Origin of the sequence: Collinsella aerofaciens (assembly GCF_015546965.1) — a bacterium.
Lineage (GTDB): Bacteria > Actinomycetota > Coriobacteriia > Coriobacteriales > Coriobacteriaceae > Collinsella > Collinsella aerofaciens_X.
Map to the genome: position 1 here is coordinate 47526 of NZ_JADMUF010000011.1, position 19722 is coordinate 67247.

Consider the following 19722-nt stretch of genomic DNA (forward strand, 5'->3'; position numbering starts at 1 on the left):
TTAGCGCTGGACGTAGGCGCGGACCAGCTCAAAGGTGTTGCGCACGCCGTCCATGTGGCTGCGCTCGTAGTTGTGGCTCGCGTACACGCCGGGGCCGATCAGGCCGTGGCGGATATCGTAGCCGGCAGAGAGCGTGGCCTCGACGTCCGATCCGTAATGCGGGTACACGTCGATGGCGTAATCGAGCTCGAGCTCGCGCGCGATATTGGACAGCGTGGTCACCAGATCGTAGTTGTAGGGGCCACCCGAATCCTTGGCGCAAATCGACACCATGCGCTCGGTGCAGCCCAGGTCGTCGCCCACACAGCCCATGTCCACGCTGATCATCTCGCGCGTGTCGGCCGGCACAAAAGCACCGCCGTGGCCGACCTCCTCGTACACCGTAAAGAGCAGCGATACCTTGCGCGAGAGCGACACCTCGCCGTCAGCAACGGCGCGGGCCAAACCCAGCAGAATCGATGCCGACAGTTTGTCGTCAAGGAAGCGACTCTTGATGTAGCCGCTCTCCGTCACCGTGGTACGCGGATCCATGGCGATGATGTCACCAGTCTGAATGCCCAGCTCAAGCACGTCGTCCTTGCTGTCGACATTCTCGTCGAGCAGGATTTCCATGTTCTTCTCGATGGTCTTGACCGGCTCGTCGGCCACATGCGCCGAAGGCTCGGTATTGAGGACCACGCCCGTGTACACATTGCCATCACGCGTATAAACGGTGCAGTTCTCGCCATCGGCCGTGGACCACTGGTGCCCGCCGAGGGTCGTGGGGCGCAGGCGACCATTGTCCTTAATGGAGCGTACCATGGCGCCCAGGGTATCGACATGGCTCGCCAACACGAGCGGCTCACCCTCACCACCAAGCTCAACGAGCACATTGCCCTTATTGGAGCGCTCGGGCCCAAAGCCCATATCGCGCAACGTCTCCATCAGATAATCAGTAGCCGCACGAGTAAACCCCGTAGGCGAAGCGATAGAAGTCAGCGTCTTAAGCTGTCCTGCGATATAGGAGAGCGTCTCCTCTAGAGAAGCATCAATATTAGAAGTCATATGCATCCTTCCAAGTAAAACTAAGACCGAGTCCCGATTTTAACCGTTCTGCACGCGCAAGGCTCTGGGAGCCGAGCCACCTCTAGGCGTCCTCGCGCCGATTTTGCGCACGCGCACGGCTTACAATCCCAATCTTGCATAAATCCTATCGGTATCTGCATAGAAATGAGAAATCTTTTTGCTTCGTCTCAGGGTACCCCACCTTGGGCCGTGCAAAAAACGGAGTATTCAACACCGTGGGCCCCAACGACCCCATCGCGAACGACAAAACGACGCGGTTACAGCAGTGTTGCAGGTCGTCGCAAAGCAGCAACTCAGTAACAACCCCCTCCACTCATCGATAGCCCGCCCACAATGGCTGTCGATGGGCACCTGCGGGCCACTACGGGCCATTCAAAACGTTATGCATTTTTAAGAGCTTGCTGAATACTCCCAAAAATGCACGCTGGGAAGTGCACCACCTATCCGCAGCGGGCAGCATGCCTTGGTTTTGCCCATCTCGGGACATCGACGAGGCACAAAAAGCCCCGCCGCGCGTAGCGCGGCGGGGCCAGTGGCAAGTCAAAAGACCATACGCCTACAGGCGAAAGAACACCAAACGAGGCTAGGCAGCCGGGCAAATCTTCTTGAAGAGCTCGATGACGTCGTCGAGCGTCGCCTCGCGCGGGTTGCCCGGGAAGCAGGCGTCGGCCATGGCGTCCTTGGCCAGGACCTCGATCTCGTCAGCCTTCATGGCCTCGCAGACGTGCGGGATGTTCACGTCGGCGGAAAGCTGCTTGACGGCGGCGATGGCAGCATCGGCGGCCCCGTCGGTGCTCATGCCCGTGGTGTCAACGCCCATGGCGACGGCAACCTTGGCCAGGCGCTCGGCGCAAACCGGCTTGTTGAACTCCATGGCAATCGGCAGCAGCATGGCGCAGGCGACGCCGTGCGGGGTGTCGTAGTGAGCAGACAGGGTGTGAGCCATGGCGTGGTCGATGCCCAGGCCAACATTGGAGAAGCCCATGCCGGCGACATACTGGCCAAGAGCCATGCCCTCGCGGCCGGAGCCGGGCTGACCGGACTTGGCCTCGGCGACGGAGTCGCGCAGGTTCTCGCTGATCAGCTTAATGGCCTCAAAGTGGAACATATCGGAGAGCTCCCAGGCGCCCTTGGTGGTGTAGCCCTCGATGGCGTGGGTCAGAGCGTCCATGCCGGTGGAAGCGGTCAGGCCGGCAGGCATAGAAGCCATCATGTCGGGGTCGACGACGGCGACCTCGGGGGCGTCGTTGGTATCGACGCACACGAACTTGCGGACCTTCTCGGGGTCGGTGATGACGTAGTTGATGGTCACCTCAGCAGCGGTACCGGCGGTCGTCGGCACGGCGATGGTGAACACGGCGTGGTTCTTAGTCGGAGCAACGCCCTCGAGGCTGCGGACATCGGCAAACTCGGGGTTGTTGATGATGATGCCGATAGCCTTGGCGGTGTCCATGGAGGAGCCGCCACCGATGGTCACGATAGCGTCAGCCTCGGCGGCCTTGAAGGCCTCGACGCCGTCCTTGACGTTCTGGATGGTGGGGTTGGGCTTAATCTCGGAGTAGAGGCTCCAAGCGATGCCGGCGGCGTCGAGCTCGTCGGTCACCTTAGCGGTAACGCCAAACTTGACCAGATCGGGGTCGGAGCAGACGAAGATCTTCTTGTAGCCACGACGCTGGAGCTCGCCGGGGATCTCCTTGATGGCGCCGGAACCATGGTAAGAAATGGTGTTGAGAACGAAACGATTAGCCATTGATAGCCTCCTATCGTGCGCGGGACACCCGTTACGCCCCGCACTATAAGTCACATCCTAACGCTTTTGAAACAAAAAACACGCGAGAACATCAAAAGTGTTAAAGCGTTTCAACAACTGGTATCGTCACCACCAGACCACTAAACAAAAAGGGGCGGCCGAGATGGCCGTCCCCTCCCCATTATCAATCTATCTGACAGAGGGACTGCCCCCCTGTCACATCCTGCCGTTATTTTTGGCAGGCGTCTTTCCAATCTTCGCAGGCACGATTCCAGCGAGAGCGCAAGTCACGCTCGCGGTCGATAAACATGATGGCAAATGCGATAAACAGCAGCACGCTCGCCACCGCAATGGAGTGCAGCCCCATGCGCTCAATACACCAGTTGCCCAACACGGCGCCAAACACAAAGGTAAAGATCACGCCAAAGTACAGCAGGCCGTTTTCCAAAAAGCCGCGCCTGTGGGTGATGATGTAATCGTCCACGTTTTGCAGCGCGTTGCGCAAGTTGCCGATGCACATGGTCGTAGCGATGCCGTGACCGTGGATCTTGCGGAAGCTCTCGACCTGCATGCCGCAGGCAAACGAAGTGAGGCAGTTGGCGAGCAGGTTGTAACCGCCACCGGGGATAAAGCTCACGCCCAGCAAGATGACGGCTTCAAAGAACACCGTCACCTGACGCCAGTGGATCACGCTGCCAAACCGCTCGTGTACCAGATCGGCAAGCATAATGCCCACGGCAAACGACACCACAGGGAAGAAGTAGCGCCCCGCAAGTGCCCAATTGCCCTCCGAGATGCTCACGCCCACCAGCAAGATGTTGCCCGTCTGCGCGTTAGCGAAAACATGGTCGCGCCCAATGTACGAATACACGTCCATAAAGCCACCGGCGAGCGCCAAGATGATGCCCAGCTCAATAGACTCCGATATCTGTTTGGCACGCTGCATCGTCGTGCATCCTCCTTGTTGACGACTCTCTCGTGCGTTGGCGGAAACATAGCCGCCGTTCATACTGTAACCCATTGACAACATGGCGTGCGCGCGAGACGACCCCTTCGACACAGGGATACACAGTCTGGAAACAAACGACACCCGCATCGACACGCCGATCCGCTAGCTCATGTACTCCACCAGTCTTTTTAGCCCCGTCCCAAAAAGACTGGTTACAATTACGTGCAGCATACAAACACCGGGAGGGATCGTGGCAAAAAAGCCTCAGCACGCTCAGAACAACCAGCGCAGTCAGCAGGGCAAACAGGGCCAGCAGCAAAAGCGCGGCGGTAAGGCGCAGGGTGGGCACACCACGCATACCCCAGCAGCGCTCACACGCCCCTGGCGCCCGGGCCGCGATAAGTTCCTCCCCGTCAGTCGTGCCGACATGGATGCGCGCGGTTGGGACCAGTGCGACTTTGTCTACATCTGCGGCGACGCCTACGTGGACCACCCTAGCTTTGGTATGGCCATCGTCAGCCGCGTGCTCGACGCGCACGGCTACAAAGTGGGCATTATCTGCCAACCCGACTGGACTGACCCCGCCAGCATCACGGTGCTCGGCGAGCCACGCCTGGGCTTTCTCGTCAGTGCCGGTAACATGGACTCTATGGTCAACCACTATTCGGTGACCAAGCACCGCCGCCACACCGACGCCTATACTCCCGGTGGCGAGGAGGGACACCGCCCCAATCGTGCCGTCACGGTCTACGGCAACCTCATCCGCCAGACGTTTAAGGACGCCCCCATCATTATCGGCGGCATCGAGGCAAGTCTGCGTCGCCTGGCCCACTACGACTACTGGCAGGACAAGCTCAAGCGCTCGGTGCTGCTCGACTCGGGCGCCGACATCCTCATCTACGGCATGGGCGAGCACGCGATCGTCGAGATCGCCGACGCGCTCGACGCCGGACTGCCCATCAATCAGATTACCTATATCAACGGCACCGTTTACCGCACGAGCTCGCTCGACGAGGTCTACGACTACGACCTGCTGCCCAGCTGGGACGACCTTGCCGCCGACAAGCTCAACTACGCGCGCAGCTTTAACGTGCAGCAGCAGAATATGGACCCCATCACCGGACATCGCCTGGTAGAGCCCTACCCCAGCAGCGTCTATGTGGTGCAGAACCCGCCGTCGGCGACACTCACCACCGACGAGATGGACGAGGTGGCCGAACTCCCCTACGCACGCGATTGGCATCCCGATTACGACGCGGCGGGCGGCGTGCCGGCCTTTGCCGAGATCAAGTTTTCCATTAGCTCCAACCGCGGCTGTTTTGGCGAGTGCTCGTTTTGCGCCCTCACCTTCCACCAGGGACGCGTGCTGCAGATGCGCAGCCACGACTCGATCATGCGCGAGGCCGAGCTGCTCACGCACGACCCCGAGTTTAAGGGCTACATCAACGACGTGGGTGGACCGACGGCCAACTTTAGCCGTCCCGCCTGCGACAAGCAGCTCAAGCACGGCGTATGCAAGAACAAACGCTGCCTGTGGCCGAGCGTATGCAAGAACATGGTGGTCGACGAGAGCGGCTACACGCAGCTGTTGCGCGACCTGCGCCAGCTGCCGGGTGTCAAGAAGGTCTTTGTCCGCAGTGGCATCCGCTTTGACTACACCATGGCCGATGCCTCGGACGAGTTTTTGCGCGAGCTGCTGGAACACCATGTCTCGGGCCAGCTGCGCGTAGCGCCCGAGCACGTGAGCGATGCAGTGCTGTCCGTGATGGGCAAGCCGAGCCGCGCCGTCTACGATGCGTTCTGCCGTAAATTTGAACGCTTGAACCGCGAATACGGACTCAAGCAGTACGTGGTGCCGTATCTGATCTCGAGCCACCCCGGCTCGACCATGAAGGAAGCCGTGGACCTTGCCGAGGCCGTGCGCGACATGGGCTATATGCCCGAGCAGGTGCAGGACTTCTACCCCACGCCGTCCACCATGTCGACGTGCATGTACTACACCGGCGTGGACCCGCGCACCATGGAGCCGATCTACGTGGCGCGCGACCCGCACGAGAAGGCCATGCAGCGCGCACTCATCCAGTATCGCAAGCCCGAGAACTACAAACTGGTGCGCGAGGCACTGGAAAAGGCCGGCCGCCGCGATCTGATCGGCTACACCAAGCATTGCCTGATTCGTCCCGTGCCCCCGCGCCCGGGCGAGACGTCTGCTGGCGGCGGACACGGCACCGGCAAGAAGGGCGGCAAGACCCACGGTGGCGCCGCCGGCAAGGGACCCAAGGGTAGCAAGGGCCACGGCGGCATGTCGCGTGCGCAGAACACCGCAGGCCGCAACCGCGCAGCTCAGGGGCGTCAGGGCGCCAACGGCGGCGGACGCCGCAACTAGGGCAGCGGTGCGCTCGCTGCGTCCATCCCACACACGTGGCGCAGCGAGCGCATTGCCTCAACGAGGATGACGCCGGCGATAGCGACCGTAATTGCCACGTCGAGCGGCGTGTTCACAAACCACAGCAGGCCCATGAGGTACGACCCGGCGTTAAAGGCAAAGTGCAGCAGTATCGTGTAGCGAAGCTTTCCGGTCGTCACGAGCACCCAGCCAAAAATGAGGCCGGCAGCGCCCGCATAGCAGCCCTGCACCCAGTTCATGTGCATAAAGCCGAAGACCGCCGCCTGCAGCACGATTGCCGCGGCGACGCCCCAGGTGCTCGGGGCCGCCCAGGGCACTATGGCGCCGTCTTGCGCGTTCGCGCGGCGCCGACGCTTCCAGAGCGGACGGCACTGTGGATTAAACGCTCGGAGCGAAAACTCGAAGATGATGCCGCGCACCAGCAACTCTTCGCAAAATGGCGCGCCAATCACCGTGGTCAGAACGGCCAGATAGCTGGTGTCGCCCATGCCTGTTTCCTCGACAAGCTCGCTGTAGTCGGCCGCCGCCTCGGGCAGCAGCGACAGCACGGCGTCGCATAGGTAGCTAATTACCACCTGCATGGATAGACCGATCACGACAACGCAGGCGATGCGCTTCCATGCCGCGCTTGCTCCCCCACCGAGCGGGCGCTCGCCTTGCCGGCGCGCCATGAAGGAGCGGGACCACAGATAACGCCACCACAGCAGCGCCATCAAAAATGAAGCCGTCTGAGCGGCAGCCTGAAACCATTGGATATCGAGATTGTCGATCGGATAGCCCGTCAGCGCCGACACGGCATCGAGAACAGAAAACAGAACCACGCTCAGGGCTATATCGGCAGCGACAACGCCAAAACAGGCAAGCGCCCACGCTATCGCATTGAGCATGCCGGCCCCATCCCGACGACTAGTCATTGGGGACGTTCTTTAACGACTAGTTGTTGGGGACAGTCTTTACCAAAGGCCCCGTTGGGCGAGATGTCGAACGGGAAGGTGCCGCAGCGATTGAAGGCGGCGATGAACATGCGGATGGCGTTGGACGGCGTGGTGCCCACGAGCTGAGTTGCCGCCGCGAAGGCCGCCTTTTCCTCGGGCAAGACCTTCGCGACAACCGGGGTCATGTGTTCTGCCATGGCGCTTCCTTTTTGAAACGACGGTGGTGCGGATAGATGCGGGCCGCGCGGCTGGGCGACGGGCTGTGAAGGCAACCCGATTGGCCCGCATCTGGAGTTTGTTCTACGGCGTTGGTATTACTTGGTATTCCTAAGTATTACCCCGCAGATAGAATACCATACCCGACCCCATGGGGACGGAGGAAAACGAATCATTTTGTTGCTGAGTTAGTATTTAGAGCGTGATGATGTCCGAGATATCGAGGGCCTGAGCGTCGGCGACATCGTGCGTGGCAAGCAAGAGCGTGCGGCTGTCGAGCAGGTCGAGCACAGCCTCGGCCGTCGCATCGCGCGCGGAGGCGTCCAGGCCGGTAAAGGGCTCATCCAGAATGACGGCACAGCCACCACACAGCAGGGCTCGAGCGATCTCGACGCGACGGCGCTGCCCGCCCGAAAGCTCAGCCACACGAGCATGAACATCGACCCCCGGCACCAGCAGGCGCAGCAGGGCCGCAGCGCTCGAGGCGTCCACGCGTGCATCGGCGCACACCAGCACGTTATCCAGGGCAGAAGCATCCTCGACTAGGCGCACATCCTGAAACACCATGGAACACGGCGCGCATTCCCCCGCAGCCAGCGCAAGCAACGTCGACTTGCCCACACCCGAGGCGCCCATCACGCAGGTGCGCCCACCGGCGGGTACACAGAGCACCAGTCCGTCGAGCGCCGGCGCCCAGGGCGCGCGATCGCCCACGGCAAGCGCAAGCTCCGCTGCAGCGCCATCGCTCGCAGCCCCCGCACGCCCGCGGCCACCGCGCCCATACGCCCGCACGGCAGTACGCCACGCCACGGGCCCCGAAGCCCGCAGCAACCACACCAGCACGCGCTCGCATGCCCACGATGCTGCCACGACCAGCACGGTCCACGCCAGCAGGTCAGCCGTCTCGATGAGCAGTTTCGCCTGATAGATGCGCTCGCCCACGGTGCCCGCCGCCATGCCGATCAACTCCGCCGCCACGCCGGCCTTCCAGCTCATGCCAATCACGGCGCGGGCACACGAAAGCACAAACGGCAGGACCTCGCGCCAGGTATGGGCGCAAAACAGACGCCAACCCCGCACGCCATGCAGACGAAACATCTGCTCCAGCGGCTTATCCGCTTGCGTCAAGCCCTCGACCAGTGAGAAATACACGCCCGGCAGTGCCATCAAAAAGACTGCGGCGATACTCACGCGCGCCGACCCCAGCCAAATGAGCAGCAGGACCACCACGCAGGCGACCGGCGTCGCCTTAACAAACGAAAGCGCCGGTGCCACCAAGCGGGCAAACGTCAGCGACCGCACCGAGGCTCCCGCCATCACGCCGCCGCACGCCGCGGCAAGCGCCAGCCCACCCAAGATTCGCGCGCCTGAGCCCACCAGAATCGCCCATGTACCGGCATCGCATACTAGCCGCAGCAACGCCACCGCAACAGTGCCTGGCCCCGGCAAAATCAACGGCTGCGCCACCAGTGCCGCTGCAAAGACCCACACGGCAAGCCAAAAGGCGGCAACGGCACCTGCTGCCGTCACCGCCTTCATACGCTCTGTCATTTGTCGAGCAAACGCACGCACGGGCTACTCCATGTAGTAGAAATCGTTAGCCGGGAGCTTGCCGCCCACGGCGCTCGGGTCCGCATCGGCCAGCACCTGCAGGTACCCACCGAGCGCGGCCTTCATATCCTTCCCCGTCTGACACACGAGCATGCACCCGGGAATCGCCTTTTCGGCAATCGTGGCGTTATCCACGATGCCTGCATCGACCACGGCCTGAGCCCAGTCCGCCGGCGCCGCATTGACGGCCTTCACGCTCGCCGCATGGCAGCTCAAGAACTCCGCCACGGCCTCGGGATGTTCCTCGGCAAACGCGCGGCGCACCACGGTCACGCCCGTCAGCAGGCGCGAGCCCGTGTCTCCCGCCAGCTCGTCCCACACATCGGTCAGGCTCACCGGTGCCGACAGCTTGCCCTCGCTCTTGGCGATGGCCGCCGTCTTGAACGGCTCGGGTAGCACGCCCACGGCAGTCGGGTCGGCAAGCAGGGCCGAGAGCACCTCGGTGGGCTCGCTCTTAAACTCGAGCGTCACCTGGCCGGTCAGGCCCGCGCGCTCCAGCAGGAAGTTCATGACGTACTCTGGCGTGGTGCCCTTGCCCGTCATGTAGACGGTGCGACCCGCCAGATCGCCAAACGAGGCCACATTCGCGTCGCCCGTCACAACGTTCAGCACACCCAGCGTGTTGATGTCGATGACCTGCACCGCGCCCTCGGTCTTGTTGTAGAGTACGCTCGCCACGTTGGCGGGTACCAGGACAATGTCGATATCGCCCTGAATGACCTTGGGCACAATCTCATCGGCGGCAGTATTCATCGCAAAGTCGAACTCATTGTCCGTCTCGCCATCGGCCGCCCGGTCCATAAACTGCACCAGACCAATCGAGGTCGGCCCCTTGAGCGAGGCGACGTGCACCTCGACCGGCTCTGCAGCAGCACCGGCGCCGTCCGTGGCAGCCGAGCCCGCGGCGGACCCGGCACCGGCAGCCCCGCCGCCACAGCCCGCGAGCGCAAGCGACAGCGCGCCCGCGGCAAGCGCCGAGGCAAACCCCCGGCGCGACATCTCAACATCAAACGCGCGCATCGCTAGCACGTCCCCTCGTTAGGCATCGTCCATGCGTGATGGTCGGTATGCAGCAGCTCCTCGGCCAGCGGCGAGAGCGGCTCGCCCAAGAACTCGCTATAGCACGCCTGGACATCGGGATTCTCGTGCGAGAAGCGAATCTCGGCGTTCGCATCCAGGCCCCACAGCACCTGACCACGCTCGGCTGCCAGCTCGCAGCCGTCGTGGATGGGCTGACCGCCACCACCGACGCAGCCGCCCGGGCACGCCATGACCTCGACGAAGTCATAGCCCACACGGCCGCCTCGAATCGCGTCGAGCAGGCGGGCGGCGTTGCCCAGCCCGTGCGCCACGGCGACGCGCACCTTGGTGCCATCGATATCGGCCACGGCCTCCTTCCAGCCGTCCAGGCCGCGCACGTCGGTAAAGAAATCGGCGTCGGGGTTCTTGCCCGTCACCAGGTAATAGGCCGAGCGCACGGCGGCCTCCATTACGCCGCCCGTGGCGCCAAAGATCACACCCGCGCCTGTGCCAAAGCCCAGCGGCGTATCGAGCGGCTCCTCAACCAGCGTGTCCACGCTCACGTGGCTCGCGCGGATCATGCGCACCATCTCGCGCACCGTCAGCGCAACGTCCACATCGGGTGCGCCGCCCTCGCCCACCATGCTCGGCAGCGCGCACTCGGCCTTCTTGGCCGTGCACGGCATAACGGACACCACGAACAGTCGCTCGGGCTCCACGCCCAGCACCTTGGCGTAGTAGGTCTTGGCGATGGCGCCGAACATCTGCTGCGGCGACTTGGACGTGGACAGGCTATCGACAAACTCCGGATAGCGCGCCTTCACAAAGCGCACCCAGCCCGGGCAGCAGCTCGTAAACATGGGCCAGCCACGGCTATCGTCCTCACCCTTAGCGGCGGCACCCAGGCGCTCGAGCAGCTCGGAGCCCTCCTCCATAATGGTGAGATCAGCCGAGAAATCGGTGTCGAACACGTACTCAAAGCCAACGCGGCGCAGCGCGCAAGCCAGGCGCTCAACGGTGGCCTCCTCGCGCGGAATGCCGAGTTCCTCGCCCCAGGCGCTGCGCACGGCAGGCGCGATCTGCACCAGCACGATCTTGTCGGGATTAGCGAGCGCGTCAAACACAGTCTCGGTATCGTCGCGCTCGCGCAGTGCGCCCGTCGGACAATGCGTAATGCACTGGCCGCACGCGACGCAATCGGTCTTGCCGATCGGTGCGCGCCCGCGGGTACCCACGGCGGTATGCGTGGCGCGGTTGGTCAGGTCCCAAATCCCTAGGCCCTGCACGCTCTCGCACACCTTGATGCAGCGCATGCATTTAATGCACTTGTCGTTTTCGCGGATGATGGGAAAATCGAAATCCCAGCCCTCGCCCGCCAAATGCCTTTGATACGGCAGATAGAAAATGCCCAGGTCGTTGGCGATGGTCTGCAGGTTGCAGTTGCCGCTGCGCACGCAGCTCGTGCACTGCGAATCGTGCTGGGACAGCAGCAGCTGCACGTTGGTGCGACGGGCCTCGCGGGCCTTGGGGCTGTTGGTGTGGACCACCATGCCGTCGAGCACGTAGTTGTTGCAGGCGGCAACCAGCTGGTCGCAGCCCTCGACCTCGACCACGCACACGCGGCAGCCGCCGATTTCGTTTAGATCGCGCAGGTAGCACAGGGTAGGAATCTGGATGCCGACGGACTTGGCCGCATCCAAGATCGTGGTGTGCTCGGGCACCACGACCTCGCAAGTATCGATCGTGAGCTTGACCATGTTGAGTGCTCCGCTTTCGGTGTTGTCGCTGACAGTGGGGTTGTTGAGCTCTACCATTCCAGGTTCCTCCCTCCGCGGAACGCGCCAAAGCCAAAGTGGTCGCAACGCAGGCAGCGGCTTGCCTCCTGGCGTGCCTCCTCCTCGGTAAGGCCCTGCTCGACCAGATTCCAATCGTGGATGCGCTCGCCGGCCTCGCGCTCGCCCAGCTCGCAGCGGCCGCACTCGTGCTTGCCCTTAAACTGCACGGTCGGCAGCTCAACGTCGAGCTTGATCTTGTGGTCAAAGCCCAGGTAGCGGTCGATATTTGCCGAAGCAACGCGGCCGGCGTTGATGGCCCGGATGACGGTGGCGGGACCGGTCTGGCAGTCACCGCCGCTAAAGAGGCCATCGAAACTGGGCACGGCGCCGTCCGAATCGGTGACGACGCAACCCCACTTGCAGGCGATGCCCATGTCCTCAAATGGCTTGGAGTCGATGTCCTGGCCAATGGCGACGAACACGCGCTCGCAGGGAATGACCTGCTCGGGCGTGGCGGCGGCACGCGGGGCCGGACGACCGCGACGGGGCTCGCCGATAATCTGCGGTTGCACGCGCAGGCCGCTCACGCGACCGTCCTCGCCCGTCTCGATGGCGAGCGGGGCCGTCAGCTCCAGCACCTCGCAGCCCTCGGCCTGGGCACCGGCAATCTCGGCGTCCTGGGCCGTCATATCGCAGATGCGGCGGCGGTAGACAATGCTCACCTTTTCGGCACCGCAGCGCACGGCAGAGCGAGCCACGTCCATGGCCACGTTGCCGCCGCCGATGACGCACACGCGCTGGCCGCTCAGGTCGGGCAGCTCGTCGTCACCGATGGCGCGCAGCATCTTGACGGCCGACTCCACGCCGGGCGCCTCTTCACCCGGAAGGCCGAGCTTCTTATCGCTGTGGGCACCGATGGCCAGGTAGACGGCATCGAACTCGTCGCGCAGGCGGGCAAGCTCCTCGCCATTGACGGAGTGATCGAGCTCAACGTCGATGCCGGCGCTCAAGATCCAGTCGATCTCGGCCTGCAGGCGCTCGCGCGGCAGACGGTAGCTGGGGATGCCGTAGCGCAGCATGCCGCCCAAGTGGTGACGCTGCTCAAAGATGGTCACCTTATGGCCCATCACGGCCAGGTAGTAGGCGCAGGAAAGGCCGGCCGGGCCGCCGCCGATCACAGCGACGCGCTTACCGGTGTTGTCCACTACATGCGGCTTGTGGTCGTTGAGGTCACTGTGCTCAACGGCAAAACGCTTGAGGGCGAGGATGTTCATGGGGTCATCGACCATGCCACGGCGGCAGTGCATCTCGCAGGGATGCTCGCACACCAAGCCGCAGACGAGCGGCAGCGGATTGTTCTTGCGGATGACCTTGACAGCATCGGCATAACGGCCGGCCTCGACGAGCGAAATGTACCCGGGAATGTCGACGTGCGCCGGGCAGCCCGAGACGCACGGAACGCGGGCCTCGCGGTCAAAGCCGCAGGAGTGCTCGCGGATGTGGTGCTCAAAGTCGTCGCGGAAGCCGCGAATGGCCGTGAGCGCCATGGCGCCGGCCTCGTAGCCGATGGCGCAGTCGCTCGAAAGGTAGATGGTGCGGGCCGTGCGCTCAATCAGGTTGAGCGTGGACTCGTCGGCACGCCCTTCGAGCACATCGGCAAGCAGGTCGCTCAGCGCGCTCAGGCCCACGCGGCAGGGCGTGCACTTGCCACAGCTCTGGGTGGAGCAAAGGTTGACGAGCGCTGCCGTAAACTCAACGGGACACGGGGCGAGCGAGCTCACCGCCAGACGACGTCCGAGCGCATCGTGCAGGTCGTCCATGACGGCCTGAGCGTGGCTGCGTTCCATTACATGCAGTCGAGCCATAAGATCCCCTCTCACATGGCAGCCCGGAGGCGAAGCCGAGCGAAGTTGCTACACGCAACACACTGACCTATAAAGTTGTTTGGCAGCAACACGGTTCGGCAGGCGGTATGAAACGTCGTCCTCAGCGGTGAAAAAGGACATTACCGCAGATAAATGCCATATTTGATAAAACGCGTTACCAAATGACAATGCCCCGCCCACGCAATCACGTGGACGGGGCATTGCTCCAGGTATGCGGCTAGCGACCCTGTTGCTTTTACTTAAGCTCGGGCCAGTAACCCTTGTTGGCCTCGATCATGTCGTCGAGAACCTCCTTGGCGACCTTCATCGAAGGCACGGTCTTGTTCAGCGTAAAGGCCTTGAGCGCCTTCTCGTACGAACCCTCGATCGTAGCCTCGACCACGAGCTTCTCGGAGTTCAGCTGCTGCATCATGAGGCCCTGCTGGAACAGCGGAATGTTGTCGCGGCTGATGACCTCGGGGCCGTTCTTGCCAATGTAGGCAGGCAGCTCGACCATGGCGTCGTAGGGCATGTTGGGGATAGCGCCCTTGTTCTCGCAAATGACCAGGAAGCGCTGCTTGGTGTCGTTCTTCAGAGCGATGGCCAGATCGGCAATCCAGTCGCCGTGGCTGCCCGCATAGAACGTGCTCTCGTCGATCTCGCCCGTCTTCTCGTAGTGATCGATACCATCGAAGAGGTTCTTCTCGCGCGTCTCCTCAACCTCGTTAGCACGGGTGCGCTCGGGGTTGGAATGCTCGACGAACTCCTTCTGCTGCAGGTAGTAGTTCAGATACGTGTTGGGCAGGTACTCCGGGAAGCACTCCATGATCTCGTACTCGCCCTTCCAGACGTAGTACCAGCTGCCCTTGGTGTGGCGATTCTGCTCAGGGTGCTCGTCGGCGGTCTCCTCGGGCTTCTTTGCCATGAGCGAGCCCATGCCCTTGAGGTAGGAGTCGGGCAGCAGGATCTGGTGCTCCTTGATGTACTCGCGCAGCTGCGGCAGGACCTCCTCGCCCTTGTGGCGGATCGAGGTGAACCAACCAAAGTGGTTGAGGCCAAAGTAATCGTACTCGACATCCTTCTTCTCGATATCGAGCGCGGCGCAAACCACGTCGATGATCGCGATCGGCATGTCGCAGATGTTGATGATGCGAGCGTTGGGGCGCAGCACGCGGCAGCCCTCGGAGACGATGGCGGCAGGGTTGGAGTAGTTGAGAATCCAGTAGTCCTTCTTGGCGTACTTCTCAACGTCATCGATCAGATCGACCATGGGGAAGATGGTGCGCATGCCGTAGGCAAGGCCGCCGCAACCGCAAGTCTCCTGACCCACGCAGCCGTGACGCAGCGGAATCTTCTCGTCCTGCTCGCGCATGGCGTAGCCACCCACGCGCATCTGGGCAAACACGAAGCTCGCGTCGGTAAAAGCCGTCTTTTTGTCGGTGGTCACCGTGAGCTTGATGTCCAGGCCGAGGTCCTCGTGCAAAATCCAGTCCACGAGCACGCCGATCTTGCGCTGGCGCTCCTCGTTGATGTCGTACAGACGAATCTCGTCAACGTCGAGCTCGTCCTTGCGCAGAGCGATGGACTTGACGATGCCGGGGGTAAAGGTGGATCCGCCACCACACAGAGTAATGATCATTGTTTACTGCTCCTTCTCAATTGCGTTTTCGACCTTGTCGCGCATCTCGGCGACCTTCATGCCAAAGATGATCTGGATGTTATTGCCGTTGCGGTTGATGCCGCTGTTGGGCACGTGGTTGATGAGGTCCTCATTGATGAGGTCCGGGTTCTTAACGTTCACGCGGAGACGCGTAAAGCAGTTCTCGAGCTCCTCGATGTTGTCCTTGCCGCCAAGACCTGCGACCAGGTCGGCAATACCTGCATCGACGCCCTCTGCGGGAGCCGCGGCAACAGCGCCCTGCTTCACCGCGACAGACGCGGCGGCCTCGCCCTCGGCAACGGACTCGGCGAGCTCGGACTCCTCCTCGCGACCAGGCGTGTGGAGGTTGAGCTTCTTAATAAGGAAGGTGAAGAGGAAGAAGTACAGAGCGGCGTTGACGACTCCAAGCACCAGCATAACCGGCCAGTTGGTCTTGTCGACACCCAGGACCAGGTTGGAAACCACGATGTTGATGATGCCGCCTGCAGTCGAAGCGGGCACGGAGAGGACCTTGAGCAGGACCAGGAAGATGCCGGACAGAACCGAGTGAACGACAAAGAGCACGGGAGCGGCAAAGACAAAGAGGAAGTCCATGGGCTCGGTCACGCAGGAGAGCACGGCGGTGATGATCAGCGGGATGATAACGGCCTTGGTCTTATCCTTGTTCCCCTTGTAAGCGGTGAAGATAAAGGCGAGACCGATACCGATGTAGGGCCACAGGTTGTTGAAGGTGTAGCTGTTGAAGTAGGTGCTGTCGGAGAAGGGCTGGCCCGTCATTGCCATCTCGGCAACACGGATGGGGTAGGCACCGGCGATAACCTGATCACCCAGCGTAAGGGTGCCGCCCACATCGGAGAACTGGAACGGAGTGTAGATGAGGTGGTGCAGACCGGTGGGAACGAGCAGCTTGTTGAGCATGCCGTAGATAAACAGACCGATGTTGCCCGACTCCTTAATGATGCCGGCAACGGAGGAGATGGCACCCTGAACCGGAGGCCAAACGATGCAGAAGCCTGCGCCCATGATCCAAGAGATGATGATCATGATCAGGAACGGAAAGCGAACGCCCGAGAACATCGAAAGGGCAATGGGGAACTGCTTGTTCGAGTACTTGTTGAACACGGCACCGGTGATGCAACCGAGGATGATGCCACCAAACACGCCGGTATCGAGCACCTGGATGCCCATAACGGTGGCCTGGCCGGTTCCGGTAAGACCGAGCATGCCGCTCGCATCGGCAAGAGAGCCGGTGGCGTTGAGCACGATGTTGTTAGCCTGCAGGAACAGGAAGAACGACATCAGGGCGATCAGCGAAGCATGGCCCTTGTTCTTCTTTGCCATGGCGCCGGCGATGCCAACGCAGAACAGAATCGAGAGGTTGTTGATGATAAACATCAGCGACTGATAGACAACGGCGCCCACAAGCTGGAACGGACCGGAGCCCAGTACGGGGACCAAAGCGCAGATGGTCTTGTTGGTCAGAATGATGCCCACGATGAGCAGGATGCCGGCAACCGAGAGATACATCATCGGCTGGACGATCGACTTCGCGAACACCTCCAACGGCGCTTTGAAATTGAACTTCTTTTTTGCGGTCATAGCGGTACTCCCCTTCCTTTTCCGCAAATTAAGACAGATGTGCCCTGGGCAAGACCGTAAGCCCTGCCTTATATCAATCGATGTGTGGGCACGTTATGCCTAGAGACCAGGTTCTCCAAGCAGGTTAACAATGTGATATGCGAGATAACTCTTCTCAGCATCGGTAACGACAACGTTATAGGTAGACGACAAGTGAGCGGCTATGGCGTCCGCGCACGAGAATGCACGCGGATACGCCGTTTCATCGATTCGGAACAGCGCGTCTCCGTTGATTTGCCCGGCCGCAGGATCGAGCGCTCGCTGTGCGAAAAACTGCAAGTGGCGAACGAAACGTTCGTAAGGCAGCGAGGTGCCATCGAGGGTCGTAGAATAGCGCTCAGAAACAATCGCGAGCACGTCGCGAACAAGCTGGACCGAAACAATCAGGCGGTCAGAGCGCTGCGGCATGGTGGCGTTGACGATATGCAAGGTAATGAAACCCTGCTCTTCCTCGCTCATCTGGATGCCCATATACTCCTTGATAATCTGCAGCGCACGGCCCGCAAGCGCATACTCCTTGCGATAGAACTGCTGGATCTCGAGCAGCAACGGATTCTCACAGGGGACGCCCTTGCGCTCGCGCTCCAAAGCAAGGCTGATATGGTCTGCGAGAGCAATGAGAATCTTATCGTTGATGTCGACATTGAGCTCTCGACGAAGCATCTGAACGATTTCCTCGGAAATCACGAGGTTGACGGTGGGGATGGACTCCAAAAGATGTGCCAAGCGGTCAATCGTACGCGAGTCCTGAGAAGTTCCCTCCTGCAACGCGTAGGTCTTTTCGACTGATGCCTCGTCGATGGCATCGCCGGCATGACGGCCAAAGCAGAGACCTCGGCCAATGACGATGAGCTCGGAGCCATCGTCCGAAGTGACCATTGCGACGTTGTTGTTAAAAACTCGCTTGATAACCACGGTACCCACCACAAGAATTTACTCGGAAAGCCAGACGACAGGCTTTTTAACAGCAACAGGGCCGGAAGCATGCTCACGAAGAGTCGAGTTCTCCGAACGCTCGCACACGATAACGAAGACCGTGGGATCGAAGCCGGCAGCGCGAACCACGTCGAAATCGACCTCGACGAGGGGCTGGCCCGCGTCGACATGGTCACCCTGGGCAACAAGCGCATGGAAGCCCTTGCCCTCAAGCTTAACAGTGTCGATTCCGATGTGCAGCATCACCTGAGCAGAGCTGTCATCGGACATAATGCCCAGCGCGTGCTCAGTCGGAAACAGCGCCGCAACGGTACCGGAAACAGGAGCGCACACCGTTCCCTCTTGGGGAACCACGGCAACGCCATCGCCCACTGCACGGCTGCTAAAAGCGGGGTCATTGGTATTTTCTAGATGAACAAGCTCGCCGGAAACAGGGGCGAGGATCTCGAACTCGGAAGTCGCAGTCGCCTGCTTGTCCGAGCCACCCATAAGGCGAGAAAAGAAACCCATGGTGGCATGTCCCTTCATAAATATAGCCCAACCAAAATCATGTGAATGCGTCCATGGAGACACACCCGTTCAAAGACTTTGGTTAGGCCCACGTCCGAGGGACTCGGTAACCTTCCGCATTTCTTTTTACGGGAGGTATTGTAGACAAGCCCAAAGCCGGAACAATCATTATGACCGATGAACGGTATTTTTTCTTCGATAAACGGTATTTAGGCGGCACTTAGGGACGTTCCTTTCCCGCCGGCACCCAGGGGCACTCCTCACTCTGGCGCGTTGGGGACAGGTTTGTTTGCACCAGGTTGGTGCAGATTAACCTGTCCCCAACGCACCAATTTCGTATGCGCTAGATGAAGAGCTCGCATTCCTTCCGCACGACGCAAACCTTGCTCAGCATCTGGGAAACAGTGGATAGCTTGTTGGGATCAAGCTTGCGAGCGCCTCGCGGACATACGGCGATGCAGCGCATGCAGGAGATGCACGCCTCGCCAGCTGTTCGCTTGGGGTCGCCCTTTTCGATAGCACAAACGGGGCACGCCGCGGCGCATGCACCGCAGGAGACGCAATCCTCTGTTGCCTCGGGTGCCATGCGATGACCTCCAGCTTGTTTATAAGGACGATTGCCAGGAATAGAGGGCTCGGATGCATCCTCAGCCGACAGCTTTTGCTGAATTTGCTGCGCAAACTCTGCAAGCTGCGCCGCATCCTGCGCATCCGATCGCCCAGCAGCAAACTGACGAGCAACGGAATGCTCAGCAATAGCAGAAACCGCTGCAACCACCCTAAATCCAGCGCACTTCGCAACGTCCTCCAGCTCTACGAGTGTGTCCTCAAACGCGCGGTTTCCGTAGACGCACACCAGAACGGCCCGCGCTCCGTTGCCGTGAACCATGTTCAGTCGGTCGACCGCCACGGCAGGGACTCTGCCGGCATACGCTGGCACGGAGATAACAGCCACGTCGTCCTTCGTCATCGAGACCTCGTGGAAATCCAACCCGCTATCGGTCAGATCGACGGTAACGGTATTCTTGTCCAGCGCTCCAGCCACAAGGCAAGACACCTTCCGCGTTCCACCCGTCGGACTAAACACAATTTCGAATACGCTCATCGAGGCACCCTCCCCCTACGCTCAGCAACGCGTCAAGCCGTTTTCACATCCAGCCAGAGTATACGGCACGTGGGACCCCCGTTTTGGTGCACCAAGCACCCCAATGCACCCACCCTACGCTGTCCGCCTCTTCGTTTTGTATAAATTACGGTACAGATTGTATATATTTACGGGATACTGCCGTGTTCTCCTGAGGTACCCCAGGTCGCGCGCGCAGACGTGGTGTAAGAGTGTCCTGAGGTCCGTCGCTGCAAGCCCCGATGTTACTCCTTCTTGAGGC

General features: G+C 61.1%; 15 protein-coding genes. 1 reads left to right on the forward strand and 14 read right to left on the reverse strand.

The window, feature by feature from the left end:
• The 3 genes from I1M21_RS08205 to I1M21_RS08215 form a co-directional block, all read right to left on the reverse strand.
• On the reverse strand, positions 1-1044 hold the full coding sequence (locus I1M21_RS08205; protein ID WP_195193199.1) for a M42 family metallopeptidase: 1044 nt from the start codon (positions 1042-1044) through the stop codon (positions 1-3).
• Positions 1045-1648: 604 nt separating this feature from the next.
• A complete protein-coding gene (gene fucO, locus I1M21_RS08210) occupies positions 1649-2815 on the reverse strand; it encodes a lactaldehyde reductase (protein ID WP_195193200.1) in 1167 nt (388 codons plus the stop codon).
• A gap of 229 nt (positions 2816-3044) precedes the next feature.
• Complete coding sequence (locus I1M21_RS08215) at positions 3045-3761, reverse strand: YoaK family protein (protein WP_195193201.1); 717 nt, start codon at positions 3759-3761, stop codon at positions 3045-3047.
• Positions 3762-4014: 253 nt separating this feature from the next.
• Here I1M21_RS08215 and I1M21_RS08220 point away from each other — a divergent pair, with 253 nt between their 5' ends.
• Positions 4015-6150, forward strand: coding sequence for a YgiQ family radical SAM protein (locus I1M21_RS08220; protein ID WP_271763263.1), 2136 nt, complete (start codon positions 4015-4017; stop codon positions 6148-6150).
• Here the strand turns inward: I1M21_RS08220 and I1M21_RS08225 are convergent.
• The 11 genes from I1M21_RS08225 to I1M21_RS08275 all read right to left on the reverse strand — a co-directional run bounded on the left by I1M21_RS08225 (position 6147) and on the right by I1M21_RS08275 (position 19382).
• Complete coding sequence (locus I1M21_RS08225) at positions 6147-7058, reverse strand: CPBP family intramembrane glutamic endopeptidase (protein WP_195193202.1); 912 nt, start codon at positions 7056-7058, stop codon at positions 6147-6149. The genes I1M21_RS08220 and I1M21_RS08225 overlap by 4 nt on opposite strands.
• A 23-nt stretch (positions 7059-7081) precedes the next feature.
• Positions 7082-7303, reverse strand: coding sequence for a type II toxin-antitoxin system RelB/DinJ family antitoxin (locus I1M21_RS08230; RefSeq protein ID WP_195193203.1), 222 nt, complete (start codon positions 7301-7303; stop codon positions 7082-7084).
• Positions 7304-7517: 214 nt separating this feature from the next.
• Entirely contained in the window at positions 7518-8894 is a 1377-nt protein-coding gene (locus tag I1M21_RS08235; protein ID WP_271763266.1) for an ATP-binding cassette domain-containing protein, read from the reverse strand.
• Positions 8895-8897: 3 nt separating this feature from the next.
• Entirely contained in the window at positions 8898-9953 is a 1056-nt protein-coding gene (locus tag I1M21_RS08240) for an ABC transporter substrate-binding protein (RefSeq protein WP_195193205.1), read from the reverse strand.
• 2 nt (positions 9954-9955) lie between these two features.
• Positions 9956-11767 (reverse strand): [FeFe] hydrogenase, group A, encoded by a 1812-nt coding sequence (locus I1M21_RS08245; protein ID WP_229025704.1) that lies wholly within the window; start codon positions 11765-11767, stop codon positions 9956-9958.
• Positions 11761-13593 (reverse strand): NAD(P)-binding protein, encoded by a 1833-nt coding sequence (locus I1M21_RS08250; protein WP_195193206.1) that lies wholly within the window; start codon positions 13591-13593, stop codon positions 11761-11763. Before I1M21_RS08250 ends, I1M21_RS08245 begins: the two co-directional genes overlap by 7 nt.
• Positions 13594-13849: 256 nt before the next feature.
• Positions 13850-15232: a 6-phospho-alpha-glucosidase gene (locus I1M21_RS08255; RefSeq protein ID WP_195193207.1), complete on the reverse strand. Its 1383-nt coding sequence runs from the start codon at positions 15230-15232 to the stop codon at positions 13850-13852.
• Between the two features lie 3 nt (positions 15233-15235).
• Positions 15236-16852 carry a PTS transporter subunit EIIC gene (locus tag I1M21_RS08260; protein WP_006235345.1) on the reverse strand — a complete coding sequence of 539 codons (1617 nt, stop codon included), beginning with the start codon at positions 16850-16852 and terminating at the stop codon, positions 15236-15238.
• A gap of 99 nt (positions 16853-16951) precedes the next feature.
• Entirely contained in the window at positions 16952-17806 is an 855-nt protein-coding gene (locus I1M21_RS09975) for a PRD domain-containing protein (RefSeq protein ID WP_195193208.1), read from the reverse strand.
• Positions 17807-17824: 18 nt separating this feature from the next.
• On the reverse strand, positions 17825-18337 hold the full coding sequence (locus tag I1M21_RS08270) for a PTS sugar transporter subunit IIA (RefSeq protein WP_195193209.1): 513 nt from the start codon (positions 18335-18337) through the stop codon (positions 17825-17827).
• A 343-nt stretch (positions 18338-18680) separates the two neighbouring features.
• Positions 18681-19382 (reverse strand): 4Fe-4S dicluster domain-containing protein, encoded by a 702-nt coding sequence (locus I1M21_RS08275; protein ID WP_324248734.1) that lies wholly within the window; start codon positions 19380-19382, stop codon positions 18681-18683.
• Between the last annotated feature and the right edge of the window lie 340 nt (positions 19383-19722).